The sequence below is a fragment of the Motilimonas sp. 1_MG-2023 genome, from assembly GCF_030547455.1.
Taxonomy (GTDB): Bacteria; Pseudomonadota; Gammaproteobacteria; order Enterobacterales; family CBDFNC01; genus Motilimonas.
Window position 1 is genome coordinate 33,113 of sequence record NZ_JAUOPX010000015.1, and the last position, 26,755, is coordinate 59,867.

Annotated in this window: 27 protein-coding genes; 9 read left to right on the plus strand and 18 right to left on the minus strand. The window is 43.0% G+C overall.

Annotated elements, in window-relative coordinates:
• Positions 1 to 2 precede the first annotated feature (2 nt).
• The 5 genes from Q4519_RS10070 to Q4519_RS10090 form a co-directional block, all read right to left on the minus strand.
• Complete coding sequence (locus Q4519_RS10070) at positions 3 to 449, minus strand: response regulator (RefSeq protein WP_232802624.1); 447 nt, start codon at positions 447 to 449, stop codon at positions 3 to 5.
• Positions 421 to 1,935, minus strand: a complete 1,515-nt coding sequence (locus Q4519_RS10075; RefSeq protein ID WP_303511921.1) for an ATP-binding protein — start codon at positions 1,933 to 1,935, stop codon at positions 421 to 423. The genes Q4519_RS10070 and Q4519_RS10075 overlap by 29 nt, the downstream gene beginning before the upstream one ends.
• Before the next feature lie 20 nt (positions 1,936 to 1,955).
• Positions 1,956 to 2,150: a histidine kinase gene (locus Q4519_RS10080; protein ID WP_232802626.1), complete on the minus strand. Its 195-nt coding sequence runs from the start codon at positions 2,148 to 2,150 to the stop codon at positions 1,956 to 1,958.
• A 25-nt stretch (positions 2,151 to 2,175) separates the two neighbouring features.
• Positions 2,176 to 3,609 (minus strand): sigma-54 dependent transcriptional regulator, encoded by a 1,434-nt coding sequence (locus tag Q4519_RS10085; RefSeq protein ID WP_232802627.1) that lies wholly within the window; start codon positions 3,607 to 3,609, stop codon positions 2,176 to 2,178.
• Positions 3,610 to 3,870: 261 nt separating this feature from the next.
• Positions 3,871 to 5,502, minus strand: a complete 1,632-nt coding sequence (locus Q4519_RS10090) for a diacylglycerol kinase family protein (RefSeq protein ID WP_303511923.1) — start codon at positions 5,500 to 5,502, stop codon at positions 3,871 to 3,873.
• 456 nt (positions 5,503 to 5,958) lie between these two features.
• Here Q4519_RS10090 and Q4519_RS10095 point away from each other — a divergent pair, with 456 nt between their 5' ends.
• Positions 5,959 to 6,843: a LysR substrate-binding domain-containing protein gene (locus tag Q4519_RS10095; protein ID WP_232802629.1), complete on the plus strand. Its 885-nt coding sequence runs from the start codon at positions 5,959 to 5,961 to the stop codon at positions 6,841 to 6,843.
• Positions 6,844 to 7,061: 218 nt separating this feature from the next.
• On the opposite strand, the gene Q4519_RS10100 is transcribed toward Q4519_RS10095, so the two are convergent.
• The 6 genes from Q4519_RS10100 to leuA all read right to left on the minus strand — a co-directional run bounded on the left by Q4519_RS10100 (position 7,062) and on the right by leuA (position 13,888).
• A complete protein-coding gene (locus Q4519_RS10100; RefSeq protein ID WP_232802630.1) occupies positions 7,062 to 8,027 on the minus strand; it encodes a TDT family transporter in 966 nt (321 codons plus the stop codon).
• A gap of 110 nt (positions 8,028 to 8,137) precedes the next feature.
• Positions 8,138 to 9,886 carry a DEAD/DEAH box helicase gene (locus Q4519_RS10105; protein WP_303511925.1) on the minus strand — a complete coding sequence of 583 codons (1,749 nt, stop codon included), beginning with the start codon at positions 9,884 to 9,886 and terminating at the stop codon, positions 8,138 to 8,140.
• Between the two features lie 93 nt (positions 9,887 to 9,979).
• Positions 9,980 to 10,408 (minus strand): copper resistance protein NlpE, encoded by a 429-nt coding sequence (locus Q4519_RS10110; RefSeq protein WP_303511927.1) that lies wholly within the window; start codon positions 10,406 to 10,408, stop codon positions 9,980 to 9,982.
• Between the two features lie 131 nt (positions 10,409 to 10,539).
• On the minus strand, positions 10,540 to 11,310 hold the full coding sequence (locus Q4519_RS10115; RefSeq protein ID WP_232802633.1) for a phosphatase PAP2 family protein: 771 nt from the start codon (positions 11,308 to 11,310) through the stop codon (positions 10,540 to 10,542).
• Between the two features lie 173 nt (positions 11,311 to 11,483).
• The gene (locus tag Q4519_RS10120; protein WP_232802634.1) at positions 11,484 to 11,879 is read right to left on the minus strand and encodes a hypothetical protein; all 396 of its coding nucleotides are present in this window, start codon (positions 11,877 to 11,879) and stop codon (positions 11,484 to 11,486) included.
• A gap of 317 nt (positions 11,880 to 12,196) precedes the next feature.
• Positions 12,197 to 13,888, minus strand: coding sequence for a 2-isopropylmalate synthase (leuA, locus tag Q4519_RS10125; RefSeq protein WP_232802635.1), 1,692 nt, complete (start codon positions 13,886 to 13,888; stop codon positions 12,197 to 12,199).
• Between the two features lie 290 nt (positions 13,889 to 14,178).
• Between leuA and Q4519_RS10130 the strand changes: the two genes are divergently transcribed.
• From Q4519_RS10130 to rsuA, 4 genes are all read left to right on the plus strand, one after another.
• The gene (locus tag Q4519_RS10130; protein ID WP_232802636.1) at positions 14,179 to 15,135 is read left to right on the plus strand and encodes a DUF3369 domain-containing protein; all 957 of its coding nucleotides are present in this window, start codon (positions 14,179 to 14,181) and stop codon (positions 15,133 to 15,135) included.
• Between the two features lie 93 nt (positions 15,136 to 15,228).
• Positions 15,229 to 15,420, plus strand: a complete 192-nt coding sequence (locus Q4519_RS10135) for a hypothetical protein (protein WP_303511930.1) — start codon at positions 15,229 to 15,231, stop codon at positions 15,418 to 15,420.
• A gap of 103 nt (positions 15,421 to 15,523) precedes the next feature.
• Positions 15,524 to 16,321: a transporter substrate-binding domain-containing protein gene (locus Q4519_RS10140; RefSeq protein ID WP_232802638.1), complete on the plus strand. Its 798-nt coding sequence runs from the start codon at positions 15,524 to 15,526 to the stop codon at positions 16,319 to 16,321.
• 106 nt (positions 16,322 to 16,427) lie between these two features.
• A complete protein-coding gene (gene rsuA, locus Q4519_RS10145) occupies positions 16,428 to 17,114 on the plus strand; it encodes a 16S rRNA pseudouridine(516) synthase RsuA (protein ID WP_303511932.1) in 687 nt (228 codons plus the stop codon).
• 51 nt (positions 17,115 to 17,165) lie between these two features.
• On the opposite strand, the gene Q4519_RS10150 is transcribed toward rsuA, so the two are convergent.
• From Q4519_RS10150 to nadE, 4 genes are all read right to left on the minus strand, one after another.
• Complete coding sequence (locus Q4519_RS10150) at positions 17,166 to 17,519, minus strand: DUF6572 domain-containing protein (protein ID WP_232802640.1); 354 nt, start codon at positions 17,517 to 17,519, stop codon at positions 17,166 to 17,168.
• Positions 17,520 to 17,868: 349 nt separating this feature from the next.
• Complete coding sequence (locus Q4519_RS10155; protein ID WP_232802641.1) at positions 17,869 to 18,357, minus strand: hypothetical protein; 489 nt, start codon at positions 18,355 to 18,357, stop codon at positions 17,869 to 17,871.
• Positions 18,358 to 18,366: 9 nt separating this feature from the next.
• On the minus strand, positions 18,367 to 19,026 hold the full coding sequence (locus tag Q4519_RS10160; RefSeq protein WP_232802642.1) for a UPF0149 family protein: 660 nt from the start codon (positions 19,024 to 19,026) through the stop codon (positions 18,367 to 18,369).
• 82 nt (positions 19,027 to 19,108) lie between these two features.
• A complete protein-coding gene (gene nadE / locus Q4519_RS10165) occupies positions 19,109 to 19,939 on the minus strand; it encodes an ammonia-dependent NAD(+) synthetase (protein WP_303511935.1) in 831 nt (276 codons plus the stop codon).
• Positions 19,940 to 20,174: 235 nt separating this feature from the next.
• Here nadE and Q4519_RS10170 point away from each other — a divergent pair, with 235 nt between their 5' ends.
• Positions 20,175 to 20,864 (plus strand): NUDIX domain-containing protein, encoded by a 690-nt coding sequence (locus tag Q4519_RS10170; RefSeq protein WP_232802644.1) that lies wholly within the window; start codon positions 20,175 to 20,177, stop codon positions 20,862 to 20,864.
• A 106-nt stretch (positions 20,865 to 20,970) separates the two neighbouring features.
• Entirely contained in the window at positions 20,971 to 23,094 is a 2,124-nt protein-coding gene (locus Q4519_RS10175) for a GGDEF domain-containing protein (RefSeq protein ID WP_303511937.1), read from the plus strand.
• A 1-nt stretch (position 23,095) separates the two neighbouring features.
• Here Q4519_RS10175 and Q4519_RS10180 read toward each other — a convergent pair whose 3' ends face one another.
• A complete protein-coding gene (locus tag Q4519_RS10180) occupies positions 23,096 to 23,638 on the minus strand; it encodes a hypothetical protein (RefSeq protein WP_303511939.1) in 543 nt (180 codons plus the stop codon).
• Between the two features lie 352 nt (positions 23,639 to 23,990).
• Between Q4519_RS10180 and Q4519_RS10185 the strand changes: the two genes are divergently transcribed.
• The gene (locus tag Q4519_RS10185; protein ID WP_232802647.1) at positions 23,991 to 24,314 is read left to right on the plus strand and encodes a hypothetical protein; all 324 of its coding nucleotides are present in this window, start codon (positions 23,991 to 23,993) and stop codon (positions 24,312 to 24,314) included.
• A 61-nt stretch (positions 24,315 to 24,375) separates the two neighbouring features.
• Here Q4519_RS10185 and Q4519_RS10190 read toward each other — a convergent pair whose 3' ends face one another.
• Positions 24,376 to 25,044 carry a DUF2161 family putative PD-(D/E)XK-type phosphodiesterase gene (locus Q4519_RS10190; protein WP_303511941.1) on the minus strand — a complete coding sequence of 223 codons (669 nt, stop codon included), beginning with the start codon at positions 25,042 to 25,044 and terminating at the stop codon, positions 24,376 to 24,378.
• Positions 25,045 to 25,114: 70 nt separating this feature from the next.
• Between Q4519_RS10190 and Q4519_RS10195 the strand changes: the two genes are divergently transcribed.
• The gene (locus tag Q4519_RS10195) at positions 25,115 to 26,116 is read left to right on the plus strand and encodes a metal-dependent hydrolase (RefSeq protein WP_303511943.1); all 1,002 of its coding nucleotides are present in this window, start codon (positions 25,115 to 25,117) and stop codon (positions 26,114 to 26,116) included.
• 91 nt (positions 26,117 to 26,207) lie between these two features.
• On the opposite strand, the gene Q4519_RS10200 is transcribed toward Q4519_RS10195, so the two are convergent.
• Positions 26,208 to 26,702: an Lrp/AsnC family transcriptional regulator gene (locus Q4519_RS10200; protein ID WP_232802650.1), complete on the minus strand. Its 495-nt coding sequence runs from the start codon at positions 26,700 to 26,702 to the stop codon at positions 26,208 to 26,210.
• Positions 26,703 to 26,755: the final 53 nt, after the last annotated feature.

Sequence of the window (26,755 nt, forward strand, 5' to 3'; positions counted from 1 at the left end):
TTTTAAGGCAGCTCAACGATCTCAATCCAATATTTGCCTAAATGTTTCATTAGCTCAACCAACCCTTCAAAATTAACGGGCTTAGCAATATAAGAGGCCGCACCTAGATCATAGCCACGAAGCTTGTCTTCTTCCTCTTTGGAAGTGGTTAATATCACCACAGGAATTGAACGTAAATCCGCATCTGCTTTAATGACTTTAAGGGCTTCACGACCATCCATTCTCGGCATATTTAAATCAAGTAAGATCAAACTCGGGCGAGGATAAAGCTCACGGTCTTGATAACGCCCTTCATTGCGTAAGTACTCAATCAGTTCTACGCCGTCATTAACAAAATTAATCGTGTTTAACACTCTGCTTTCATCAAGAGCGTCTTGAGTCAGCATGCGATCATCTTCATCATCATCTGCCATTAGAATACTAATTGCTTGGGGTTTTAAGTAATTCAACTTTTCCGTCCTCAACTGTAAAAAGGTCTGCATCTATGGGCAGTAATATAGTAAAAGTAGCACCGACACCTGGTGTGCTGGATGCAGAAATTTGGCCACTATGGCGCTCGATGATCCGCCGACAAACGGCTAAGCCTATGCCTGTTCCGGCATATTCACTGCGACTGTGCAGGCGTTGAAATGGAGTAAATATTTTTTCACTGTATTGCTCTGAAAAACCAATGCCATTATCAGCTATAGTGAGTTCAAGCCAAGGTTTATCATTCGATATGTTCGCCTGTACAGGAGGGCTAATACTATTAGCTCCGATGATAATATTGGGTGTTTGCTCTGGTTCGCGAAATTTAATCGCATTAGAAATTAAGTTTGAAAATAACTGACTCAACTGGCTGGCATCAGCTTGAATGCAGGGCAGTGAAGCGACCGTAATTTGGGCCCCACTGTCTTGGATTGCAATTTCTAAGTCATCGAGCACTCGCATTAACAAGTCATTGAGATCAACCAACTGGAAAGGTTTGCCTCGCGTGGTAATACGAGAAAGCTCTAATAAGTCACTGATCAAAACAGACATACGCTGCGCCGCTGAGTTCATACGAGCTAAATAATCCATGCCCCTGTCACCAAGCTGATCCGCATAATTACTGCTAAGACGGTCACCAAAAGCACGAATTTTTCTCAGTGGCTCTTGCAGATCATGGGAAGCAACAAACGCAAAATCTTCTAGCTCTCGGTTACTTCGATTTAGCTCTTCGGCATACACTTCCAGTGCGTGAGTGCGCTCTTGCACCTTCGACTCTAGCTGGGCATTGTATTTCTCTAAATTGCTTTTTGCCGTTCGAATACTATTTAAATGTTTTGCTATCAGCACCAATACCGCACCAGACATCAGTATGCTGAGCAACGTAAACCAAATAATATTACGGTTTGCCTTAGCTCGAGAGTCATCTAAGCGAGCAAGCAAGTCATTGCGAATATTGGTTTCCTGGATAATAATCGACTGATACAAATGGCGAATATTCATTTGAGTTAAATCAACTTCTTCCTCACCCTGCTGCGCAACTTCTGCCCCTAACCCTACCGCGAGTTCAACACTTTCCTGCAACGACTTCAGCTTAGCTTCTGCAAGCCGAGCGAAAGCATCAATTCTTTGCTGCTGTTCGTGGCTTTGTGATTGAACCTGTTCTACTTGCTTTAAGCTGTCAGAAAATTTTTCCAAAGCTTTAATGAAAGGCTCAAGATGGCTGGTGTTTTCTGATAATAAATATCCCCGTTGACCCGTTTCAGCGTTCAAAATATCAATATGCAGGCTATCGACGACCAACATGACTTTACTGGTGTTTTGTAACCGCTTTTGTATGTTTGCCAAATCCTGAATATTATCAAGACCAATGGCAGCATTAACAATAATCGCTACCACAATGATCGCCGCACCTAACCACGCCAAACTAGTGGTATTTAACCGATTGTAAAGGCTTGATAGCTGCATTAATTTTTAATTCCCTGTGACTATTTAACGAGAGTTTGCAGGATAGCGCTGCATTCTTTAGCGGCTTTAATGATCTGGTCTGCGGCTTGTTTTAAATCTGTTTCACTCGCTGATTGATCGGCCATCAGCTTAATTAACTCTGCGTGCATTGAAATATGATTAAGGGGTTTACGCGCATCATGGATGACGGTTTCTAACTCTTCTGGCTGCTGCATTTCCCATCACTCCTTTGGGTTGATTTTAAGGTGCGGAAGACTCTTCATAAGCATTCAGGCGGTTGTATAATGTTTTGGTGCTAATACCCAGCATTTTAGCAGCATTAGTTTTGTTACCTTCTACTGAAGCCAACGTCTTATAGATCAATTCTTTTTCAAGTTCATCAATCGTTTGGCCAACGGTAATTGAAGTTTCCACGGCTGTTATCGGTGCGCTAGGTGCGACATATTGTAAGTTAGCAGGCTCAGAATCAGCCGAAACGTTGACTGCGTTCGCGCCTCCTTTCCCCGTAAGTGAGTCTCGCGCAAGAGAGAAAGGAGACTCAAAAGTAGTCGGAAAAACCAGATTGCCCGCTTGCATATCAGCCATAATAAAGGCGCGATGAATGGTGTGCTTTAACTCGCGAATATTACCTGGCCAATGATGCTCTAAAAGCTTTGCCATATCTTCATCTCGCAGGCGAAGTTGACTACTATGTTCTTTGTTTAATAACCCTAAAAAATAATGTGCAAGCAAAGGAATATCTTCTTTACGAGCCCGTAAGGGAGGAATCGTGATAGGAAAAACGGCTAAGCGAAAATACACATCTTCGCGTAGCACATTGTTCATTGCAATATCTTCTACAGTGCGATTCGTTGCTGAAACGACACGACAATTAATAGGGATGCTCTTATTACCACCCACTCGAGTAACCGTTTGTGTTTCTAACACACGCAATAAATTTGGTTGCATATCAATAGGCATTTCAGTTAGCTCATCCAAAAACAAGGTACCACCTTGAGCTAATTCAAAAACCCCCTGTTTTTGTCCACTTGCACCAGTAAACGCCCCTTTTTCGTGACCAAATAACTCACTGCCAATCAAGTCTTTCGGGATCGCTCCACAGTTAACAGAAACACGCTCTCCAGTATATTCACTGGCATTATGTATTGCTTGTGCCACCATTTCTTTACCGACACCACTTTCACCCAGCAACATGACATTGGCATTGGTTTTTGCCACCCGCTCAATCATGGTGTACATCTCTTTCATTGGTGCTGATTCGCCAAGTAAGCAGTCAAAGTAAAGCACAGCATCGGGTTGTTCTTTGTTCGCTTTAGCTCGAGCCGAGCGAGGATAAAAAATTGCTTTAAGGTCTTCCGCCTCAATAGGTTTAGTTAAATGACCAATATCATCATGGCACATCGCTGAAATGGCTGTTTTAACCGCCGGATGACCAGTGATCATAGTAATAGTTGACTTAATTTTATTCGCTTTTACGAAATCAATTAAATGCAAGCCACTGCCATCAGGCAACATAAAGTCGAGTAAAATATGATCGAATAACTGGCTATTCAGCCACTGCTTTGCTTCTGCCAAAGTGGCGGCAGAATAAACATCGCAATCAAGATATTCAATAATACGACAAGCTAACTCAGTAAATTCAAGATCGTCATCAACGAGTAAAACTGTCTTCACTTTTTTAATCCTTTCAACCAGTATCTATACTACTCTACCCTATTAATTGACTGATTTATATTAACTATTGTTAGAGTCTACTGAGCTTTCATGGTTTAATTCTGCTCGAGATAAAAGCGTGTCTATCGTGACGAGTAGTGTACCGCTTAGGCATCCTAAACAAATACTACTCAACAAAAAGAAAATGTTTACGCCAGAAGGGCTTTGGCCGACCCCTTCGGACAGCATTTGTTATAAAAATCATCACCAAAGATCATTGCCCTAGCATATAACGCGCAAGCTGGCAGGCAACACTTCGATATCCAACTGTGTTGCCTGGGCTATTTCACCGTCAATACTGTATTGAAAGCCAGCCTCACTAAACAACTGAACCTTCTTCGCTTGGCAATGAGCAACACGATAGTTAGGAGACGCTTCACCATTTAACGCATTGTTTAAAGAGTTATTAATTAGCTCTACCAAGCTTAAAACTCGGTGCGTGACACTTGGATCATGCTCAATTTGTGTAATATCCAACAAACCATCTTGCCAATCAGGCTCACCACCACCCTGCGCTAACACTGTGGTACTCGGGGCAGCATTAGCAATCGCTAAACTACAACAAGAAAAATCTTGCTGCTCACCCTCATCTATTCGCACCTTTAAGTCTTGCGCTTTATTATCTATGACCGCGTTGATAAAGCCTTGTATATAAGCAAGCTGGCCAAGCTGATTTTTTTGCGTACGATCGGCCTGATCGATCATTTGCTCTGCAAAACCAACGGCGATCACTAACAGTACAATTTTCTGGTTACAAAGCATGGTATCCATTTGCTTTTCTTCATTTTTAAACAATGCTTGGCAGGCTTGAGTAATGGGATCAATTTTAGTGCCAACACCAAACAGCACGTGAGCCAACGCATTCGCCGTGCCAAAAGGTAAAATAGCTAAACGATGTGGGCTATTTTTCACTGCGGTTGCCACTTCAGCCACCGTACCGTCGCCACCACAGGCAACAAAAGTCATGGCTTGATCTTGTTGCAGCATGGATTTCACCGCATCAGTAACATTGACGTCAGGCTCAGTAAAATAAAAATTCAGTTCATATTGCTGCGTTAACTGGCCCACAATTTGATTCGCATACTGTTGCCACTTACCTGAACCTGAAACGGGGTTAACAATCAAATGAAGCTGGGGATTTATTCGCTCTGCCATGTCTTTACTTAGGGTTAGCAATGACTTCATTTGTTTCGCATTCAATCTAGCCGTGGTTCTAACTGCTTGGATTTTTTCAATGGCTTCTCTGACCGTTAAATCTGGCTCAGACATCAACAAATACGCACAGGTCATATAAAACGAACGGCCCCTACCTAAGGCGCAATGCACTACCACCTTTTGCTTTAACTTATGTTGTGCACCAATCCAGCGGATAGCGTGTTGCAGCTGTGCCTCAGTTGGTGAAAAGTGATCCAAAATAGGAATATTCAAATAATAAAGCCCTTCTTGCTCTGCCGACCAATTAAAGCCATCAAACTCAGAGGTGACATCTAGAATGGCGGTAACACCTTCAGCTTTAAGTGTTTCAATATCGCTGGGGAAAAGCCGAGCAGCCAAATATAAGTTTGGTGTAATTTGTTGTATGGCGGGCACTGAGTCGTACAAGCGCATAAAAGAGTTATACAACTGAGCGCCAACCAAGTAAGGCAGTAAAATTAGCTTAACCCACCAAGGAATTTGACCTGTCACCGACTTCCGAAATAAAGCCGGATAATTCATAGTGTAAGCAAAGGTCACACTCGCAAGAGCAGTAAAAAGCCACAAGCTGGGTATCAATAGATACCAATGACCAAAACTAAACCAAACAAAGCAAGCTGCTATTAATAGTAGTAGCACGTAGTACTTGGTCATTTTCATTGCAGTGACTCTCCTGATAGTTAGCGATACGCGGTTACCTGTATGGTCTTCAAGTTTTATGCCTAAACATAAAAAACTATAACAATATGAATGTTAAAGATATTTAACATTCTCACCCAGTATCAAAATACTACTCGATAGGTACATATTACAAAATAAAAGTGAACTAGGTAAAAGTTACACACTTCTTCCAAGACCTCGCTCTTTGTAAAATTAGTCTTAGTGAACACTCATCGGTTAACATTGTCCATGATATACCCAAGATACCTCAAGATGCAGGATTCAGAGCCGCTCCCAAAGGGCGAGTTTTGTAGGCTGTTATGCTTTGTTGCTGATTTTCAACGTAGAATAACTATGTCTCAAATCAGCGTCGCGCCTAACAGCCTACAAATTCTCGCTAAACAAGCATCTTGAGGTAACTTGGGTATAAAGATTGCACTAACGAGAAGGCATTTAATGAATATCACGCTGAAGCAATTGCGCATCTTCACCACCTTGGCAAAAAGCGCCAATATCGGCCAGGCTGCACTGGCCCTCTCACTGACTAAGCCAGCCGTGAGCATGGCCATCAAAGAGCTAGAGCATCAGCTTAATCAAAGCCTATTTGAGCGTTTGCCTAACCGTCTCAAACTCAACAGCCAAGGAGAGCTATTACTGCCTTTAGCCCATGAGTTACTATCGCGCAGTGACGAAATTAGCAGCTTGTTTGATGGCAACCAGCTCAGTGGTGAGTTGCACATAGGTTGCAGTAAAACCATTGGTAATCAACTGATGCCGGCGTTGTTAGCACAATTTCGTCAACTGACTGGCCATCAAAGACAAAGCCTGCAAATTATGAACAGCCGTGATGTGTGCCAGTTAGTGGCCCGCTACGAGCTCGATTTAGGCTTAATTGAAGCTAATGTCTGTTTACCCGGCCAAGTGTTGATCCCTTGGCATCAAGACAGCATGTGTATTATTGCGCCTCCCAACCACCCTTTAGCACAACAGAAACAACTGCCACTGCACGCGTTCGATCAGCAAAATTGGGTATTAAGAGAAGATGGCTCAGGCAGTCGCGCCCTATTTAATCGTGAAGTTGCCCCACATTTAAACCAGTGGCACCTCGCCCTTGAGCTTAATGAAGCCATGGGCATTATTAACTGCGTGTCGAGTAATTTAGGGCTGTCTTGTATCTCCGAATTAACCGCCACCGATGCCCTGCAAAGCGGCAAGGTAGTGGCACTCGATTTAGCCAAGCCGTTATACCGACCACTGTATTTAGTATTCCAAGAGAACAAGAGACAAAGCGTACTATTTCAACGCTTTGTCGAGCATTTAAAGCAGAGTGTTAATGGCTAATTAACCTCAGTTTTGTTTAAGCTTATGACCAGCGGATAAAGTATATATTTGCAGCAACATTTCGTTTAAGGGATGAAAACGCAAAGCATATAGGGATATATACCCAAACAAGCTTAAGAACTTCTGGTTGATAATTATTTACAGGGTCTTGTTTGGGTCTATTCACCGCGTCTTTGCAGGAAAAACAGACTGTGTTGCTTATCCATAACTCGGGCTAATTAACATTTCACCTGAAAACCGCGTTGGCTTTGCACTTGGTCAACCAGATAATGCAATGCGACATAACTGACCACCACAGTGGCAACCACCAGCTCTAATTTAGCCAAGTGCTGTAACACCTCAACCCATGCAGGATTATGGCCCTGCTGTTCGATGTAGCCTGCTAATTTAAACAACGCAGTGGCACCGATTACCGTAGGGAAGGTAAAAGCAGCGTAACCGGGGCTGAAAGGTAGTTGCAGTAAACGAAAGAAGGCTAAGTACAAAAAGCCGGTCATCAATATTGCCAACACCAAAAGCACGGCTAACAAATGATAATCGGGTTGAGTCACTAAGTTTAAGTACCCAGCTAAACCTAAACTGGCGGGCGCCGCTAAAATAGCTAATGTTGGTTTAGCAGCAACAGGTAATGAACCACAGCAACACAAACGAAACAGCATTAAGGGCAATAATACGCCATAGCAAGTTAAGCCAAAGTAGAGCAACACAGTTGCTAAGCCATTAAATTGCACCGCAGGACAAGTCAGTGCCGCCACAATAATCCCGACTGGTGGCACAAACCAGCTAGGCACCATGTCAGTTAACTTAAACTGACGCGCACGATGGTAAGTAAACATCAGTAAAAAAGTAATGTGTAGCGCAATCGCAGCTAACCAAACCAATTTAGCGCCCAATACATGATGACTAGCAAACGTGCTCGCCACCACCATGCTCGCCATGGCGAAAGTAGGCACTACGCTGCCCACCACAGGATGGGCAAGATCAGCCCGTAGGCTATTGGGATGTAATACAAATTTAACCAGCAACAGTAACAGCAGTAATGCAGCAACTTGCGCACTTAACAACTGAAAGTGCCCCGCACCATTGGACACCTGATCCCAACCCCAACCTAAACTCGCAATGGCTAGCGCAAGACCGGCCATTGGCGTATGGATCATAGTGGTTCGTTGTCTGATACTTCTCATGGTGTGTGCCTCATTAACTACATACACTGAGTGTAAACTAATCAACAAGGTAAGAATATTTTAATATATTTAATTCAGTGTTAAATATTAATTAACGAATAAAATAAAACCTACAGCTGGTTCGCTTTACGATACGCCCCTTCATAATCAAATATTTTATCGCTAATCTGCCAAAAGTTCTTTTGCTTACGCGCAATCACAAAATCAGGTGCAATAAAATGCTCGGCCTCATCGAGAACTTGTTGCAACTGAGTAAACACCTTAGGCGCACTCCCTTGCTCAACCCGTCGACCAAATTGTTGATTGAAAATAAATGCCTGGCCTTTGCTCGCAAGATTAAAGTATTCCTGCAGCTCTAAGCCCTCTTCATCAAAATAAGTGATTTTCAATTTGCCCTTATGCTCACTGCACACCATACCCGAGCAGCGGATCACTAAGGCATCTTTTAACTTTAATGCTGCCTTTAACTTATCGTCTGGGTCCACCAAGGGCTGCAGACATTCGTGACACACCCGCGCGGCAATGTCATTTTCAGCATTACAATTAGGACAATTTTTAAAGCGAAAGCGAAAATCACAGGCTTCAATCGTGCCATCATCTTCTTCGAAAAAGCCCTGACAGCGCCGACCGAAATGTTCAGTCACCTTACCTGCGCCATCAGTACGGCCCCAAAACACATTAGCAAAACCACATGCCGGACATAATACTTGCACTGGTTCCGTATCACTCGCAGGCTTTTTCTCACCCACTTCTGGCGCATATAAGTCATATTGATTACCCGCGTAATCAATCACTAAACAGTCTTCTTTACCCGGCGCTAAACGCAAACCCCGACCAACGATTTGCTGATACAGACTGACCGACTCGGTCGGGCGTAAAATAGCAATAAAATCAACGTGAGGGGCGTCAAATCCCATGGTGAGCACCGACACATTAACCAAGTATTGAATTTGTTTCGCTTTGTAAGCTTGGATCAAGGCATCACGCTCAGGGGTTGGCGTATCACCAGTGATCAAGGCGCAAGAATAGCCAGCCAGATAACCCGCAATTTCCTTGGCGTGCATCACGGTGGCGGCAAAAATCATAATGCCTTGGCGCTGCTGCTGTTGGGCAAGCTGGGTAATGTGCTGCACAATACTCAAAGTGGCACGCTGCTGTTGTTTGAGCAACAAATTAACATCATCCGCCTTATATTCCCCATTAGCCGTGGCCGACAAACTAGAAAAGTCATACATGGCAACAGTTGCGTCAATTTGCTTGGGTGGAGTCAGGAACTTATTTTTGATCATATAACGCAATGGCAATTCATAAATGCAGCGCTCAAATACTCGCGGTTGATGGGATCGTACAATGCCGTGATAGTGGTATTGATAAATCCAGCCGGTGCCCATGCGATAAGGCGTAGCGGTTAAGCCTAGCACTTTAAGTTTGGGGTTAAACTCGCGCAACTTTTGGATCACTTGCTGATATTGACTGGTGTCTTGATCCGACACGCGATGGCATTCATCAATAATCAACAACGAAAACTCACTGGCGAATGCCTCAAGGTTGCGCGATACCGATTGCACACTGGCAAAAGTAACTTGGTGTTGGGTGTTTTTTTGTTTTAAACCAGCGGAAAATACCCCCGCCGTTAAGCCATAGCTTTGATATTTTGCGTGGTTTTGCTCAACCAACTCTTTCACATGTGCCAGTACCAGCACCCGACGCCGCGCCAATTTTGCCAGCTCAGCAATCACTAAACTTTTCCCCGCCCCCGTTGGCAACACAATCACCGCAGGCGCATCACTGCGTCGAAAGTGATTCAGCGTAGCATCTACCGATTCTTGCTGGTAAGTGCGCAGGGTAAATTTAGGCATAAAAAAGGCTCAGTAATTAACTCAGCCTTATTATACCCAACTCGCGGCTTAGTGCAGAGTCGATATGACGGCTGCACGCCTTTGTTTGGCAAATTACATTTCTTTAAGAATAGCGCGAGCATCATCCATCAGGCGCTCACCATTCTCATCAACTAGCCACATTTTATTTTCGCCAATAAAAAACTGTGTACCACCTTCAATGGTGATGGTGTTACCTGCATCGTTCCAGGTAAATGGCGCAGCTTCAACAACCGCAACGCCCATTTTGCCAAGAAACTTACGACTAAGCGCATAAGTATTATTGGGCTTGAGCTCGATAAAAACCTCAATGCCATCACAATCATCACAAGGTAAAATCCCACGATACACGCCATTCCAATCCAATGACGAACGGGCGTTGGCAGCATCCACGACTATCATGGTTTCAGGTGCTGTCGTTTTGGTCTCTTGAGCCGCTTGTTTTGACTGACAACCAACCAGAGCTAATGCTGCTAATAACGATAAAAATGGCGCTTGTTTCATTTACATACTCCACAATGAATAACTGCGAACTAGGGTAGCATCTAAAGAACAAAATGCATTGGTCTGATCGCGCCAACATCATTGCCCCAAGCTCAGCCCTGCAATAAACCATGGCAGCGCTGTAGCGGTGATTATTTTGGCCGTTGGACTTTCTCAATAACGCTGATACAGACAACACTGATCACCGCCGCTAAGCAGGTAGAGACTAAAACATCTTGCGACCAATGCATACCCAGTAACATTCGGCTCAGTCCCATTGCCGCGCCCCAGCACAGCAAAATAATATTCAAACCAAGCGCACCGGATAATAATAAATAATAGCTCGCGGTGAGTACTAATGTGGTGGCAAAAATAGTGTGGCCAGAGGGAAATGCATACCCCACTTCATTGATCCAATGTTGTTGGATCGTCGGCGATATTTGGAGCGGCGGTTGGGTGGTTAATTGGGCGCGATTATCAGGGTGCTGATACTGCTCTAAAGCCTGCGCAACTAACGCGCTTCTCTGGCTAGAATGTTGATTATAAAACGAATAAAGATCAACAGGAGAGCCCATTTGGCTAGCAAGAAACGTAATGTTAGGCCGCGCTTCCGCAAAATACGATTTCAACTGATGATTTAATCCAAGGCTACTGAGCAAGCTAAGGGCCATGGCCGCTGTCATTCTTAGCCAGTTAGGTTTAGGAATGCAAAAATAGCTCACCGCTAAAAAGATCACCACAGTCATCACCGCATAAGGCGCTGTGCCCGTTGAGGTTAACAAATAAGTTGCGGCAGCAAACCCACTGGTTAAGTCAAGCCAAGGGAATAGCGCTTGATGCTCAAGCAATAACACACTGGGCGTAGCCAATAAAATCAACCAGATAACCAGCCAAGCCACGTACTTCATTTTGTTCCAAACCACAGCTGCCCCTTATTATTTATCGCCTTAAGTTTGAGCTTACTAAAACAATCACTTTGGCAACAGTCGGTCAACTTTGCAGATCGCTCGGGCCATCCATGGTCGCTCGGAAAAAGGCATCCCTGCCTTTTAACGTCTGCTACATTGACCACTGTTGCCTCATTTCAACTTATTGATCATTCATCAAGCCTGTTCTTACATGTGACCTTCTTGAAAAGAATGTCTATTTCTTCTGCTTTGTCATTAGTCCCCATTGATCGATTTTCATCATTCTCAAACTTATGCAATTGAACCATTAGAACCATCAACTCATCATATAATTCAGTAGAAATTATATACTTTGAAGCGAGTATTATATTCTGAGCTTCAATATGTTCTGAAAATTTAAAAGACATCCATTCATGCTGAAACTCCTTATGTAGCCGGTGCAGAGCTAAGGCTAGCCGATTCCTATCTTTCAGAAATATATTTTTTTTGTTTTCTCGCATAGCCCTGTAAGCGTAATACGTAGCAAAGGCCGCCGCTAAAGCGGATACAACTGAGGTAAAAGACTGCACATAATCGATAATCATTTTTAAAGCTCTCTATTTGATAGGCCAAACGAAGTTTCTTAATTCAGAATAAAATATGGCATTCTTAAAAACAACATATCAACAGCACTATTCTTTTAATAACAAAAACTTAAAATCAATTTTGATACCTAGATGTAAAACTAATTATTTTCAGTATTTTTGATAGTTGAAGCATTATTCAATCGGCAGACATCAAAAGGCAGGGACGATTTTTGTTGAGCAACCAAGGGTGGCTAGCGCGATTTGCAGAGTGAACCATGCTTAATCTGGGGTTATCACCAAAACTAAACAGGGTTCACTAAACTCTAAAGGTAGGATTAACCCGCTACCGCCACCTCAGCAACTTGCTGCGCGGTGTAAATGTTTAACGCAGTTAACACTGCGCCCAACGAGGCGGTCATAATATCTTGATGCACAGCAACACCTAATACACGCGTGTCTTCCACCTTCACTAATAGATATGTAATCGCTTCTGCTTCCGCGCCCGAAGTCATGGCATGCTCAGCAAAATCAATCACGTCTATGGCTAGGCCCGTTTGTTGTTGCAAGCCATTAACAAAAGCATCTAGCGCGCCACGACCAATGCCTTCCACTTCTAATGCTGTTACCTCGCCTTGTCCTTGATATTCAAGCTTAGCTTTAACATGATCACTGTGCTTACGCTCAATGTGATAGTCACCTAACACATACGGCCCCGTGGTTGATAGATAAGTCGTTTTAAATAGATCGCTTATTTGATGCGCTGACACTTCTGCACCGGTTTGTTCGGCGGTTTTTTGCACCACGCTACTAAATTCAATTTGCGCCCAACGCGGTAATTGCACTCCTAATTCACGCTCTAAAATCCACGCTATGCCGCCTTTACCCGATTGACTATTAATACGGATCACTTCTTGGTAATCACGGCCTAAATCCGTTGGGTCAATTGGCAAGTAAGCTACATTCCAAATATCGTCAGGCTGGCGTAATGCTAAGCACTTTTTAATTGCATCTTGGTGGCTACCAGAAAACGCAGTAAACACTAACTCACCAGCATAAGGATGACGTGGATGCACTGGTAATTGAGTACAAGCTTTAACCACTTGCACCACTTCATCAATATTGGAGAAATCTAACTCAGGATCGATGCCTTGGCTGTAAAGGTTCATCGCCATTGTCACGACGTCCATATTGCCGGTACGCTCGCCGTTACCAAGCAAGGTACCTTCAATGCGATCGGCTCCAGCCATGACGCCTAATTCAGCGGCAGCAACACCACAACCACGGTCATTATGAGTGTGTAAACTAATGATGACGTTTTCACGCTGCGCGACATGATTAATAAACCATTCAATTTGATCGGCATACACATTCGGCGTCGACATCTCAACCGTCGCTGGTAAGTTCAAAATCACCTTTTCCCCACCACTTGGCTGCCAAGTCGCGACTACGGCATCACAAATCTCCACCGCAAAATCCAGCTCTGTACCCGTGAAGCTTTCAGGCGAATATTGCAAGGTCCACTGGGTTTCAGGGTTTGCTTGTGCTAACGCTTTTACGCACTGTGTGCCTTTTACCGCAATATCGAGAATACCGGCACGATCAAGTTTAAATACTTGCTCACGCTGCACCGTCGAGGTGGAGTTATATAAATGTACAACAGCGCGTTTTGCCCCTTTTAATGCCTCAAAGCTACGTTCAATTAAAGCAGGGCGGGCTTGGGTCAGCACTTGAATGGTCACATCGTCAGGAATTTGGTCTTCTTCTATTAACCAGCGTACGAAGTCAAAGTCAGGCTGTGATGCAGCAGGAAAGCCCACTTCAATCTCTTTAAAGCCAACTTTAACTAACAAAGCCCATAACACTTTTTTTTGTTCTACCGACATAGGCTCAATCAGGGCTTGATTGCCGTCGCGCAAGTCCACACTACACCAGAGTGGAGCCTGACTAATCACTTGGTCTGGCCATTGTCTGTTAACCATTTTTATTGGTTGAAACGCTTTATATTTTTTGTGATTAAATGACGACATAAAAAACCCTTAGCATTGACTTATTTTGTGAAGAAGCACCAGTATAAATAGCCACACACGCAATGACTGCGCTATTTTTGATTCATTACCTTCAATAGTCGCAATAATTCACCCTTATAATTCACATAGTTGGTAAAAATAGCCACAATAACCGAAATAGATTAAATAATTCACCCTAAACCAGTTATGCTCTACCTAACAGAATTTCAACCTTAACCTAGACAGCGGCCGACTCGAGGTCTAAAACCTTAATTAACCCGCTTCGATCAGCAATCAAACAAGGCTTTAACATGGCAGATGATGACGACATTCTAATTTTTGAGGATGATGAACCTGCAGAGGAAACTTTACACGCTAAATCAGCAGAAGGTCGCTATTGGAAAGTGATGATTGTTGACGACGAACAGGACATTCACTCCGTGACGCGCATGGTCACCCATCAAATGGAGTTCATGGATTTACCCGTTAAAACCATCAGTGCTTATTCGGGTGCCGAAGCAAAGAAAATGATCAAAGAAAATCCAGACACGGCCTTAATGTTCCTTGATGTAGTCATGGAAACAGACCATGCTGGTTTAGATGTGGTTAAATATGTGCGCGATGAATTACAAAATACCCAAACCCGCATTATTCTTCGCACAGGCCAGCCGGGGCAAGCACCAGAGCTTAATGTTATTGTTGAATATGATATTAACGACTACAAAGAAAAAGCGGAGTTGACGTCACAAAAACTACGCACCACTATCTATGCCTCCCTCAGAAACTATCGCGATATACAGGCCATTGAGTTGACCAAACGTAGTCTTGAGTCGATGATAAAATACTCACATGAACTCTTACACGAACAAGCTATTCATGACTTTGCCACTCATGTATTAACGCAATTAACCACCTTACTGCATTTAGGCGATGACGCCCTGTATTATCGCATTGCGGAAAATACAGACGAACGAGAGGTGTTAGTGGGGATCGGAGAGTTTGCTGAATATTCAGATTTTAAAATCCATAAACTACCTGAATGTATCCAAGCAGAATTAAGCGAAGTACATCGCACTCAAAATAGCCTATATTATGGCGATCGTTATATCGCTTACTTCAGAACCGAGGAAGGCTCAGAACATATACTTTATTCGCGGGGCAAACCTCGCCATGAGTTTTCTGAGTACGACCAGCATTTAATTGAGGTGTATTGCCATCACGTGGCAACGGCTTTTAGTGTATTTAATCGCAGCGATCACAAAAAATAACCTCTTACTCAGTAAATATATGGGTTATCCCTGATAGTGAGGTAGCCCTATTCTTCATATAGTGTCAGCATATCATTATCACAGGATGCAATTATGGCTCACATTATTTTCTGCGCTGACTACGACAAAAAAACACAGCAAAAGCAAAGAGTAAGAAAGGAAATTGTACTGACACATCAAGACCCGAAGGGACATTGTTTCCACGCCAGCTGTGATATGCAAGAACAGGAAATTGTGTTCACTTCCCTCTGGGAAAATAACGCAACAACACAGATTGGACTGTAACAAATAGCTTGCGCAGCAATAAATAGCTTTCGCACTGGTCAACACACAGATAAAAAAGCTATATTTATTTTATATTTTCACTATTAAGAAATAATAAAAGCTTATGTTGCTGCGCTTTGCACTATCAATATTTTTTTTATTCTACTTTTCATTAAGTGCATACGCCCACGCCAAAATTGTAATTAAGGTTGGCGGTTATCCTTTCTCTCCTTATGTAACCAAAGCGCCTGATGGCACTTATTCCGGCTTAACGTTAGACGTACTTAAGCAGCTAAATAAAATACAAGATAAATACGACTTCACTTTTGTTTCAACGTCAAGCCTATATCGATATCAAGCCTTCAGCCGTAACCGTTTTGAGTTAATCTTATTTGAAAATAAAATGTGGGGCTGGCAACACGTCAACTTTTACACCATTCCGCTCCCACTCGATGACGGCGAAGTGTATATCACACAGAATAGACCCGATCGTAACCAAGATTTTTTCGAGGACCTAAAAAGTAAAAAGCTGGTTTTAGTCGATGGTTATCATTACAACATTACCCGTGATATCACCGATAAAGCTTTGCTCAAGAAAGAATTTGATGTTTCGTTCGTTAACAACAATCACGCCAGTATCGAGGCAGTATTAAGAGAGCGAGGCGAAGTTGCTCCTGTTACTTGGTCTTACTTGCAATTTTATTTAAAACAACACCCTGAAAGTAAAAAATTATTATTAAGTTCAAAGCGCTGGGATCAGCGCTACCAGCATCAAGCTTTGTTGAGTCATCGAGCACTTATTTCACAAGATGAATTGCTTGGATACTTTCAGCTACTTGAGAGCAGTGGCACTTTGGATAAGCTGGCTAAAGACTACAATTTATCGCGCAAAATACACTATAGGTCGATCCCTTTAAGGTAAGGGATACCAACTAAAGCGATATCCACTGGTTTCACTGCCTATTCTTGATTAGACTGCAGCCTTATTGAGTGGATCGCCATTCATACCATCAAGAAAGAGAATTGGCATGCGTCTAGATAAATACTTATGTGAAACCACCAAGCTGTCTCGGGCTGACGCCAAAAAAGCGATTCTACGCGGCCGAGTAAAAGTAGCGGATGCACTGATCACTAACCCAGCACAAAAAATAGATATCACACAAACCGTGTTATTTGATAGTTCCCCCCTAACATTAACCGGCCCTATCTACATTGCCCTACATAAGCCACAAGGCTATATCTGCTCGACCCAAGATGAAGTCCACCCTTGTGTGCTAAACCTCATAGAGCATGAGAAAAAAGATAAACTGCATCCAGCAGGTCGACTCGATGTGGATACCACAGGCTTAGTGCTACTCACCGATGATGGCCAATGGTCACACCGCGTTACCTCGCCAAAGAAAAGTTGTGCAAAAACTTATTTTGTGGCGCTAGCTGAACCTTTACGCGAAGACGCGGTTGAGCGCTGCCAAGAAGGCATAATGCTTAATAATGAAACCAAGCCAACGCTACCAGCCAAACTTGAGATGATTAGTCCAACGCAAGTAAAAATCACCTTGCAGGAAGGCAAATATCACCAAGTAAAACGCATGTTTGCGGCGTTAGATAACAAAGTGATTGGATTGCACCGCGCCACTATTGGCCACGTTGATTTAACAGATTTGGCGGAAGGAGAGTGGCGTTATTTAACCGCCCAAGAGGTGGCGCAATTTTAATTTAAAGACGCGCGAACACTTATTCTCGCGCGCATAAACAGACATTGACGGTTAAGAATCGCTGTCCACATACCCGGTAGCGGGGTTGGGACCATAGCTAAATTTCACTCGGGTTTGCTCGTAAAGCATGGTTTCCACTTTTGCCAGAAAGGCTTCAGCTGCGGCATGGGGCTTATGCTTAAACATAGCTTCTATCGCCATACGCATGCCCTGGGCCTCAGGCTCCGCCTTATATACCTCCCCGGTACGGATAAACTCAAGATACGCATTAATCTTACTTTGCAGCGTAAATAAGTGTACATCCTCTTCATCCCACTCAAGGGCATCTAAAATGGTCAGCACTAAGGTTTCGTTTTCCTTGTCGATGCTCATCAAGTCGACTTTTTCTAACTGCTCTACACTCATGTTAACTCTCTACTGCTTGTAAACTTTGCACGACTATTAATTCACACAGGAATATTATCTAGTTCACTGCCTAGATAATACGCTCATGTTATTTCTCTACCGCTTGTAAACTTTGCACGACTATTAATTCACACAGGAATATTATCTGGTTCACTGTCTAGATAATACGCTCATGTTATTTCTCTACTGCTTGTACACTTTGCACGATTATTAATTCACACAGGAATATTATCTAGTTCACTGTCTAGATAATACGCTCATGTTATTTCTCTACTGCTTGTACACTTTGCACGACTATTTATTCACACAGGAATATTATCTGGTTCACTGTCTAGATAATACGCTCATGTTATTTCTCTACCGCTTGTAAACTTTGCACGACTAATGCTGGAATATTATCTAGTTCACTATCTTGCCTAAAATGTTCAACCACTGCATCAGCCATTTTAATTAAACTTGCTTGCTGGTAACCATCTGACTTTACTTGCTGATACAGCTGCTCTAAAAAGCCTTCTGCGCCAAGGTGCCGCCATTGTGCTAAATGCACCAATTCTCGGCAATGCAGAGACCAATCATCAGCATACTCACGCAATATGTAGTAGCCGTGGGCATATGAAATTGAACGCAAATTTTTCGGCATAAACTGCTGCGCCAACATGCCTTTTAGCCCAGTTAAGTTTGGCAATGGCAAGGTGTCCACCACCATGAACGCGGTTTGCTGTAAATACGGCTCAGGAAAATAGCCCTTCAAGTAAGGCTTCAATACTGCGCAACCATGTAATTCGTCTTCATGCTCTCGCGCGAGAGTTTGCATCCAAGTTAAAATTTGCTCTGTCACGTTTACTACCTATTGGTTGTCATCGGCATCGACTTCTTCGTCCCAATCATCTTCAGCAATTAAACCTGAAGCTAATGCCGCTTCTTCGACTAGCGCAGCAAAACCCAAACTAAAATCAGGCATGAGGCCATACATCTCTTGGCTAAAAGTTTGTAAGTCGCCATGATCTTGAAATTCGGCAATGGCTTCTGCGTTGGCTTTACTGGCAAAAAAACTCAGCGTCATATAAGCCATCGAAAATGCTTCAAATAAATCTTCATCTTCCGGCAAAGCATCCATGAGATCTTGGGCATAAAAACCACTGCCTACCGCAAAGCCTAAGCACCATTCGTGTAACGGATGCCCAGCAAGAAAGTTAGCTTCACAGCCCGCCGAAAATTCTAATTGTTGCGGCAGCTTCATGCCCTCTTCATAAACTTGATTACCAATTTGATTGTGTAGCGTAATCAGAGCAAATAGCTTGTCTTCTGCTATATCTGCAGGTAATTCACCACCTAAAATCTGACTTAACCAAACATCGGTTTCTATTGGCTTGGGGGCGCAAACCAAAGCGAATAAAAACCCTTTTGTCGCCATCAACGAAAAAGTGTTATTAGGTGTTTCGGCGCTGTTTAACCAGGCTGATAGTAATATTTCGTCTTGCTGGCTGAGACTTGAAGCTAGTTCCACGTTATTCAATCCAAAAATAGTGCGGCGGCAATCAAATAGCCACCGAAAAATACATGATAATGGTTGGGCCTAGAGCGCCAACTTAGTCATAAATAGTAGGTATAGGCTGACGCTTGTGCTGAGTACGTTGGTAAATTGCAATCAACTTTGCCTCTATCTCAGCTGGCACCGTTTTACCTTCTAAAAAGTCATCAATTTGATCATAGGTCATACCAAGAGCCACTTCATCTTCAAGTTGTGGTTTTAGAGACTCCAAATCAGCGGTCGGCGCTTTATTTACTAGCAATTCTGGCGCGCCCAAGGCGCTCGCCACTGATCGCACTTGGCGTTTATTTAAACCAAATAAAGGGGCTAAATCACAAGCGCCATCACCAAACTTGGTATAAAAACCAGTAATGTTTTCAGCGCTATGATCGGTTCCAACCACTAGCCCGCGGGTCAAACCGGCCACTTCATATTGCGCCACCATGCGTTGACGCGCTTTCACATTACCTTTTACGAAATCAACGGCCCCTTCTTCCGGCAAGTTCAAACCCGACGTCAGCAAGCCCGCGACACTGGCGGCATGTAAACCTTCAACGGCATCTTTAATATTAACCGTGACACGCTGACTTGGTTGAATGAAATCTAAAGCTAATTGCGCTTCATCTTCATCTTGCTGCACACCATAAGGTAAGCGCATGGCGATAAATTGGTAATCGGAACCGTCTTGCTGCTGATTTAAACCTTCAATAGCGAGCTGGCACAAACGGCCTGCAGTGCTGGAGTCAACACCGCCACTAATACCAAGCACTAAGCTTTTACAACCAGACTGAGTTAGGCGTGACTGGATAAATGCAATGCGTCGATCAATTTCAAACTCAACATCGATTTCAGCCTGAACCTTCATTTCAGCCAATATTTGCGCCTTCATACTTGTATCCTTTATTGCAGCTAACGATAAATAGGCAACAAATTTAGCATTATCGAGCCACTGGGCAAAGCTTGGCATGAGCAACTCAGGCCTAAAGAGGCCAATTATTGTGCTAAACGCATAAAACATAGCAAGTTTATCGCTGTAATCTCTTTACCAAATGGATAAAAGTAACTAAATTTCATATAAGTACCTGTGCAATACTTAAGATATCTATTTAACCAAGGGCGAAAAAATGATTGGCACTATCGAAGTATGTTGTTTTCGACTTCAGCAAGGACAGCTACAAGTTTTGCTGTCTAAGCGTAAAAGTGAGCCTTACCTTAATCAATTTGGCTTAATCGGAGGGGGGATCCAACCAGCAGAAGATACAGATATTCGCGACACGGCCACCCGCATTTTGCAACAACGAGCCCACATAGAAAGTGCCTATCTAGAGCAAGTAAACACCTTAGCCAATAATCACCGCGATCCAAGAGACTGGTCAATTTGCTGCTTATTCTTGGCTATTATTACCCCCGAGCAAAAAGTATTTACCCACTGTAAGTGGATCAATGTGTTTGACTTAATTAACTCAAAAGTTAATTTGGCATTTGACCATTTATCCTTAATCCAACAGGCGCTATTGCGTTTAATAAGCAAATCTCAATACACCAGCCTGCCCGTGCATTTTTTTCAAGATCAATTTACCTTGCCTGAACTTCAGGACGCTTTTGAAACTATATTACGCAGCAAATTACCTAAAGCAGCTTTTCGGCGCCGCATGAATCGCCCTGATATTTTGGTCGAAACAGGAGAAAAAGACCGAAGCCAAAACCGTCCGGCACTGCTTTATCGCGGTGCAGAGCAGCATTTGTTGGTTCACTTTGATCAGTTAATGAAGGGTCACAGCACAATTCATACCGAAGTAGAAACATCGATTTAGTTCAAAAGTTAGCCGATTACTATGTCGTAAATTAATAAATAATTAAACCAGATAAGTTTTTGCCTATATTATTCAGAATAGACACTTTGGCTATGCGAGTGAAAAATTGGATTTATCGGTCACACAAGTTAATGAGATACAAGAACGGCTCGAACAGTGCCAACAATCAAGCGAGTTGATTGCCTTGACGCTCGAGTTGTTCCTGTCGATAAGTAAAGCGATTGAAATTAGATTAATTGATTTAGTTCCAGAGCCCCACCAATTGGCATTAAAAATGGTAGGCCAACCGTGTGTGTTTGACCAAACAGACACTGAAACACTGCCTCACCAGCAACTTACAAATGCAATGGCAAGAGACCAAGCAGGTTGGCACTACCAATTTATACCACTTAATAACTGGCACATATTAGCTTGGCCGAAAGCCATTAGCCCTGACTTATGTATTGTGTTTGCTAGCCAACACTTTTCACTTTCTTGGCTGACACAGCGGCCACAGTTTGCAAGTCTACTTAGACAAATGGGTTATCAATATCAACTACAAAAAACCCAGCAGCTGTTAAAGAAAAAAGTACAAGCTAAGCAAGCGTTTGCTGAACAAGCAGAAGAACAAAAAATCCAAGAAGCGCAATTTATAGAATCCTTAATGCTATTGCAAAATATCAATTTAAAGTTGAGTAATGCAAGTTCTCTTGATCAGTTACATAAACAAGCCGTTGAAAGTTTGCGCTCACCCCTCGGCTTTGACCGTTCAGCGTTATTTTTAATGAACCCCTTAACAGCAACCTTTAACCCAACCTATGGTACCGATGCTCATGGCAACACGACAGATGAGCATACCCATGTATATGATGTACATAAAATGTCTCCCGTATTTATGCAAACTTGCTTAGAGACCAAAGACTACTTTGTCGTGTTAGAAGACGTGCCTCTTTTTACCGACAGTTACATTGCTGGCCACGGCTGGAATGCCATGTTGATCCTGCGTGATGGTGAAGCATTTCTCGGCTGGATAGCGTTAGATAACCTCATAAATAACAAACCTATAACGCGGCACGATAAAGAAATCCTGCGCTCGTTTTCCCACATGTTCAGCCAAATTTTGGTTCGAAAACGTGCTGAAGAAAGTTTAAAAATGCTCTACAACAGTTTCGAACAGTTGTCTCATGCCGATACCGTACTGGATGTATGTCGCGCCGCAGTATTGCTTGCCAAAAAAGAACTCATGCTGGATCGAGTGGCTATCTTTTTGAGTGATGATAATGGTAAGACGATTCGTGGTACTTATGGAACGGATATCAACGGCCAGCTAGTCGATGAAACCTGGTATCACACCTTAGTTCCAAAAAGCACCTTAATTCAAGACGCCATCGCTAATGAAAATGTCCTTGTGGTTGAGGAGCCAGCGACCCTCTATCACAATAATGAGCCAGTAGGGACAGGTTGGAATGCCATTTTACAATTGCGCAGCGATAATAAAGTCATCGGCTTTATCTTTGCTGATAATTTGGTTCACGGCCATACTCTGAACCTACATACCCAGCAACTCATAAGGATCTTCGGCGCGAACCTTTCTGAAATGATTGCCCGCAAACAAGCAGAAGAAGACTTAATAAAATTAAACAAACAATTAGAAGACAAGGTTCAACTGCGTACATTAGAGCTTGAGCTAGCCAATCAAAACCTAGCTCAAACCAACCTAAAACTAGAGCAGCTAATTCAAACCGATTCATTAACGGGGGTCGCAAATCGACGTTCACTGGACTTATGCCTGAATCGCGCTTGGCATCAAGCCTGCCGCCACCAACTACCGCTCATCGTCACCATGTTAGATATTGATAACTTCAAGCCTTATAACGATCACTATGGACACTTGCAAGGAGATGAAGCCCTTAAGAGCGTGGCTCACTTACTCGCCACACACTTTCGCCGCGCAGATGACACCATTGCTCGTTATGGTGGTGAAGAATTTGCGGTGGTCATGTTAGGTGTTAACTTAACGGAGGCAGCAGCGCGAATAAACCAAGCCATTCAGTCGCTGGCAAGCAAAAAACTGTCCCACCAAGCCAGCCCATTAGGCTTTATTAGCTTATCAGCGGGCATAGCTCAGCTGGATAATGCGCAACCACAAAGCGAAAAAACATTGCTAAACCAAGCCGATGTCGCACTTTACCAAGCCAAGAAAAACGGCAAAAACCAATTAGCCATTTTTACCCTTGATACGCTCCCTTAAATTAAAGAAATGCCAGTGAATCAAAAAAAGCTTCAGCGGTTTTTTCATCACCCAAGCCACCTTGATGCATCGTCATTAATAACAGCATATGAGCCTGATAAACAAACATACGCTGCTCCATTATCATTTCTTTGCCTTTGTTATTAAGATTAAATACAACTCGATAGCCTCGTTGGCCAGCCTGCTCAACGAAGCCACGTTCAATTAAACTCACCGAATCATTCGCTAGTCGCTTATCCATTTTACTGATCAACTCATAGAAATCTTCTTGGTCTAACTCTTCAATAGACTGCTGTGTCATGTCTTCTACCACTGTATCTAACACTAACCCAGTCAGAACCACCTTGTCTTTCGCCCCAGAGCTGGCAAGCTCAAAGGTCATTTCTTCAGTGACTTTTGATTCAACATTTACATCGGGTCGAGTCGCAATCGAAACAGGGATGGTTTTAAAATAATAAGTTTGCAGTGGCTCCGCCGTTAGAAATTGGCGATATGCCAGTACCGCCACCACGATCAATATGAGGAGTCCAATCAGTTTTTTCATTGTTTGTCCTAGGGTAAATTCAGGTTAAGCATCAAGCCATTGAATTATCAACTTTATCTTTTTTTGAGTAAACAAAAATAAACTAAAGCGTGAACATAAACCCTAATACTTTTGAATTAATATTTTTTGAACAATAGAAACACTTTCTTATTCAAATATCTGCCGCAGGAAACACCAAGAGGCCATCAGAGAGGGTTGCTCGACACTTGCTAATTAAGGTGCGACAAAGTAGTCGCTTGGCGCTCACAAATAAAAGTTTTTAACCCCAAAAAAAGAATGACAGTGTTTAACTAAACTGTAATGCGAATGTATTAAATATTAGTGTTTAATTAGGGGGCAAGGAACAATGCAAATGTCATTATCGCAAGCATTAGCCAGAATGAGTGAAATCCATGGCTATAAACAAGTCATGCTTTACCATCAACATCAAGTTCGTAGCTTTAGCATCAGCGACGAAGTAAGCCTAACTGCATTAAAACAAGAGTTACAAACATTACGCAGTTTTGAGCTGTATATTTCTCACCGTGAAGGTGATGAAGTGATAGTAAGCGGCTTGAAGTTTGCGCAGAACCAATTTTTTGATGTCGCACCAATTGAACTAGCGAATAAGCTTAATCACGCTGGCTTATTGACTAAAGACATGAGTTACCGTCGCTTGGTCGCGTCATTAAATTGAAAAATACCTTTCCAGACGCGCTTAAACCGACCAAACAAATCTTATTAACTAAAGGCATGAGCTAGCGCCATTGTTCAATCTCAGTTCGTCCCTGTTTAGACAATTGATATATTCCTTTCGAGACGCGCTCAAACCAACCATATAAGTTATTCGCTAACATAGTTCCGGCCTTTGGCTCATTAATATCTTGCGCCACATTCGCGGCCTTAGTCGCACCATGACTTTCTAAATAAAGCGCCAGCCGTATCATTCGCTGTCGGTAAACGGTCATTTTCTTACTGCTATTATTAGCTCCCCCTTGCTCAGGATCGCCCTGACGCTGATGAAACTCATTTAAAGCCATCTTAACTTTGCCATGGTTTTTACGTGGCTGATAATCACCCGGTGAAACCACTGTTTCAACATAGGTTTGTTCGCCAACAAACGCCACCACAATTAAGCCAAGACCTAAGCGCCGTAATAGCTTAACAATGCTTTTTTGCTGTTTTTTAATGGGGGCGCAATCCGCGGGCACCGCAATATAAACGTAATCAGTTAATGCTAAACGCTCTACGGCCTGCAGCACTAAGGTCAAGTTTAGGGTGGTTTTAAGCTCAACCACCAGCACCTGTTCATCACGCACAGCCATAACATCACACTGCTTTATCTCACCTTTCACAATAAAGCCTTGCTGCTCTAACATGTTTTTAATGGGTAGATATAAATCGGTTTCTAATCGTTTTATTGTCATAACTCACACAGTAAAGTAATGTTTTAAGTCAACCGCTGTGGCATCTTACCGCAAAAGGAAAATTACTATTATGGATTCAGTCACGCAAATTGCGCTCGGCGCATCAGTTGCCGCTGCAATAGGGTTTAAACCCTTTGGCAAAAAAGTATTACTAACGGGCGCACTATTGGGTACGCTGCCCGATATGGACGTGCTGGTTAACTATGGCGATGATATTGCCAATTACACTAGCCATCGCGGTTTTAGTCATTCCTTATTTGTCCTAACAGCTCTATCAGGCGTATTTTTTTTACTGGCTAGGCAATATTGGCAAAGTGTAAAAGAACACCCATGGGCGGGTTTTTTGGTTATTTGGCTTGTGTTAATCACCCACCCACTACTCGACTCGTTTACCACCTATGGCACGCAAATTTGGTGGCCACTCACCTCTCCGCCAGTTTCTTGGTCCAGCGTGTTTATTATCGACCCGCTTTACACCTTGCCGTTACTCGTCGCCATTATTGGCCTAGCCATAAGTAAACGTCCTCCACGCTGGCAAAAAATTAACATTTACGCATTAACTTTTAGCTGCTTGTATCTGGCTGCAGGACAATTTTCTAAATGGCAGGTACAGCAACAGCTTAGTGCTGATGAAGCCGCGGGCCAGCAAATTTTTGTAGCACCAACCCCCTTTAATATTTTGGCTTGGCGCGTTTTGCGTTATCAACAAGACAGTTACGCCGAAGGCTTTACCTATGTGTTTAACTCACACCCAATACATTGGCAACACTACCGCACAGGTCGTCAATATTTGAACCAATATCAATCTGCCGAGCTGGAGCGGCTAGAATGGTTTAGCCAAGGTTTGCTCATGTTTTCACCACTCAATGACCAATTGCAAGTGACAGACCTGCGCCTTGGTATGGGCGGGTATTACCCATTCAGCTTTGCCATTGCGCAAAGTGAATCAAACAGCAACCTATGGCAAACCATGGCGCCAATCCAGTTGCCCCCACCTACAGCTGATTTTTCACAATTAGTTGAACGCTATAAAAATATCGCCAAAGCCAATCCCAGTAATGATTCAAAATAATCACCTGGTTAGAATATTGCTCGATAACCCCTTCATCCTTGATGGCTTGTCATAGCATTGCCATCAAAGATGGAAAGGCATTAGCCAATACTCACGACTGAATTGGCTGTTCTTCCTTGATCAAAGCCGATGAAAGGGGCAGCTCGGTAGTATATTTGAGCTGCTCCATGGCAAAACTAGACGTCACCTCCGTTAACCCCGATACTCGGTTTACGAGTTTTTTGTAGAAAGCATCGAAGCTACGCATATCTTTTACCACCACTTTGAGCATGTAATCGTACTCACCCGCCATCCGGTAGCATTCCATTACCTCATTCAAGTCCTTTATTTGCAATAAAAATGCCTCCGACCAAGCGACGCTGTGTTGCTGCGTTTTAACTTGTACCATGGCAGTCAAATCTAAGTTAAGTTGCAGAGGATCGAGTAACGCAACTTTATGACGAATAACACCTTCATCTTGCAGTCTTTTAATTCGCTTCCAGCAAGGCGTTGTGGTTAAGTTAACTTGCTCAGCGATATCACTGACCGACAAACTGACATCTCGTTGCAACAACGCTAATATCTTCAAATCGACCCTATCTAGCATAAATTTCTTACCTTGGATAAATTACGGAAAAATTTTCTAAATAATAGGTGTTA

Bases quoted from the DNA above. Each gene is read 5' to 3' on its own strand.
- Q4519_RS10075 (WP_303511921.1), bottom strand. From the start codon at position 1,935: ATGCAGCTATCAAGCCTTTACAATCGGTTAAATACCACTAGTTTGGCG.
- Q4519_RS10080 (WP_232802626.1), bottom strand. From the start codon at position 2,150: ATGCAGCAGCCAGAAGAGTTAGAAACCGTCATCCATGATGCGCGTAAA.
- Q4519_RS10090 (WP_303511923.1), bottom strand. From the start codon at position 5,502: ATGAAAATGACCAAGTACTACGTGCTACTACTATTAATAGCAGCTTGC.
- Q4519_RS10095 (WP_232802629.1), top strand. From the start codon at position 5,959: ATGAATATCACGCTGAAGCAATTGCGCATCTTCACCACCTTGGCAAAA.
- Q4519_RS10100 (WP_232802630.1), bottom strand. From the start codon at position 8,027: ATGAGAAGTATCAGACAACGAACCACTATGATCCATACGCCAATGGCC.
- Q4519_RS10105 (WP_303511925.1), bottom strand. From the start codon at position 9,886: ATGCCTAAATTTACCCTGCGCACTTACCAGCAAGAATCGGTAGATGCT.
- Q4519_RS10110 (WP_303511927.1), bottom strand. From the start codon at position 10,408: ATGAAACAAGCGCCATTTTTATCGTTATTAGCAGCATTAGCTCTGGTT.
- Q4519_RS10120 (WP_232802634.1), bottom strand. From the start codon at position 11,879: ATGATTATCGATTATGTGCAGTCTTTTACCTCAGTTGTATCCGCTTTA.
- leuA (WP_232802635.1), bottom strand. From the start codon at position 13,888: ATGTCGTCATTTAATCACAAAAAATATAAAGCGTTTCAACCAATAAAA.
- Q4519_RS10130 (WP_232802636.1), top strand. From the start codon at position 14,179: ATGGCAGATGATGACGACATTCTAATTTTTGAGGATGATGAACCTGCA.
- Q4519_RS10135 (WP_303511930.1), top strand. From the start codon at position 15,229: ATGGCTCACATTATTTTCTGCGCTGACTACGACAAAAAAACACAGCAA.
- Q4519_RS10140 (WP_232802638.1), top strand. From the start codon at position 15,524: ATGTTGCTGCGCTTTGCACTATCAATATTTTTTTTATTCTACTTTTCA.
- rsuA (WP_303511932.1), top strand. From the start codon at position 16,428: ATGCGTCTAGATAAATACTTATGTGAAACCACCAAGCTGTCTCGGGCT.
- Q4519_RS10150 (WP_232802640.1), bottom strand. From the start codon at position 17,519: ATGAGTGTAGAGCAGTTAGAAAAAGTCGACTTGATGAGCATCGACAAG.
- nadE (WP_303511935.1), bottom strand. From the start codon at position 19,939: ATGAAGGCGCAAATATTGGCTGAAATGAAGGTTCAGGCTGAAATCGAT.
- Q4519_RS10170 (WP_232802644.1), top strand. From the start codon at position 20,175: ATGATTGGCACTATCGAAGTATGTTGTTTTCGACTTCAGCAAGGACAG.
- Q4519_RS10180 (WP_303511939.1), bottom strand. From the start codon at position 23,638: ATGAAAAAACTGATTGGACTCCTCATATTGATCGTGGTGGCGGTACTG.
- Q4519_RS10185 (WP_232802647.1), top strand. From the start codon at position 23,991: ATGTCATTATCGCAAGCATTAGCCAGAATGAGTGAAATCCATGGCTAT.
- Q4519_RS10190 (WP_303511941.1), bottom strand. From the start codon at position 25,044: ATGACAATAAAACGATTAGAAACCGATTTATATCTACCCATTAAAAAC.
- Q4519_RS10195 (WP_303511943.1), top strand. From the start codon at position 25,115: ATGGATTCAGTCACGCAAATTGCGCTCGGCGCATCAGTTGCCGCTGCA.
- Q4519_RS10200 (WP_232802650.1), bottom strand. From the start codon at position 26,702: ATGCTAGATAGGGTCGATTTGAAGATATTAGCGTTGTTGCAACGAGAT.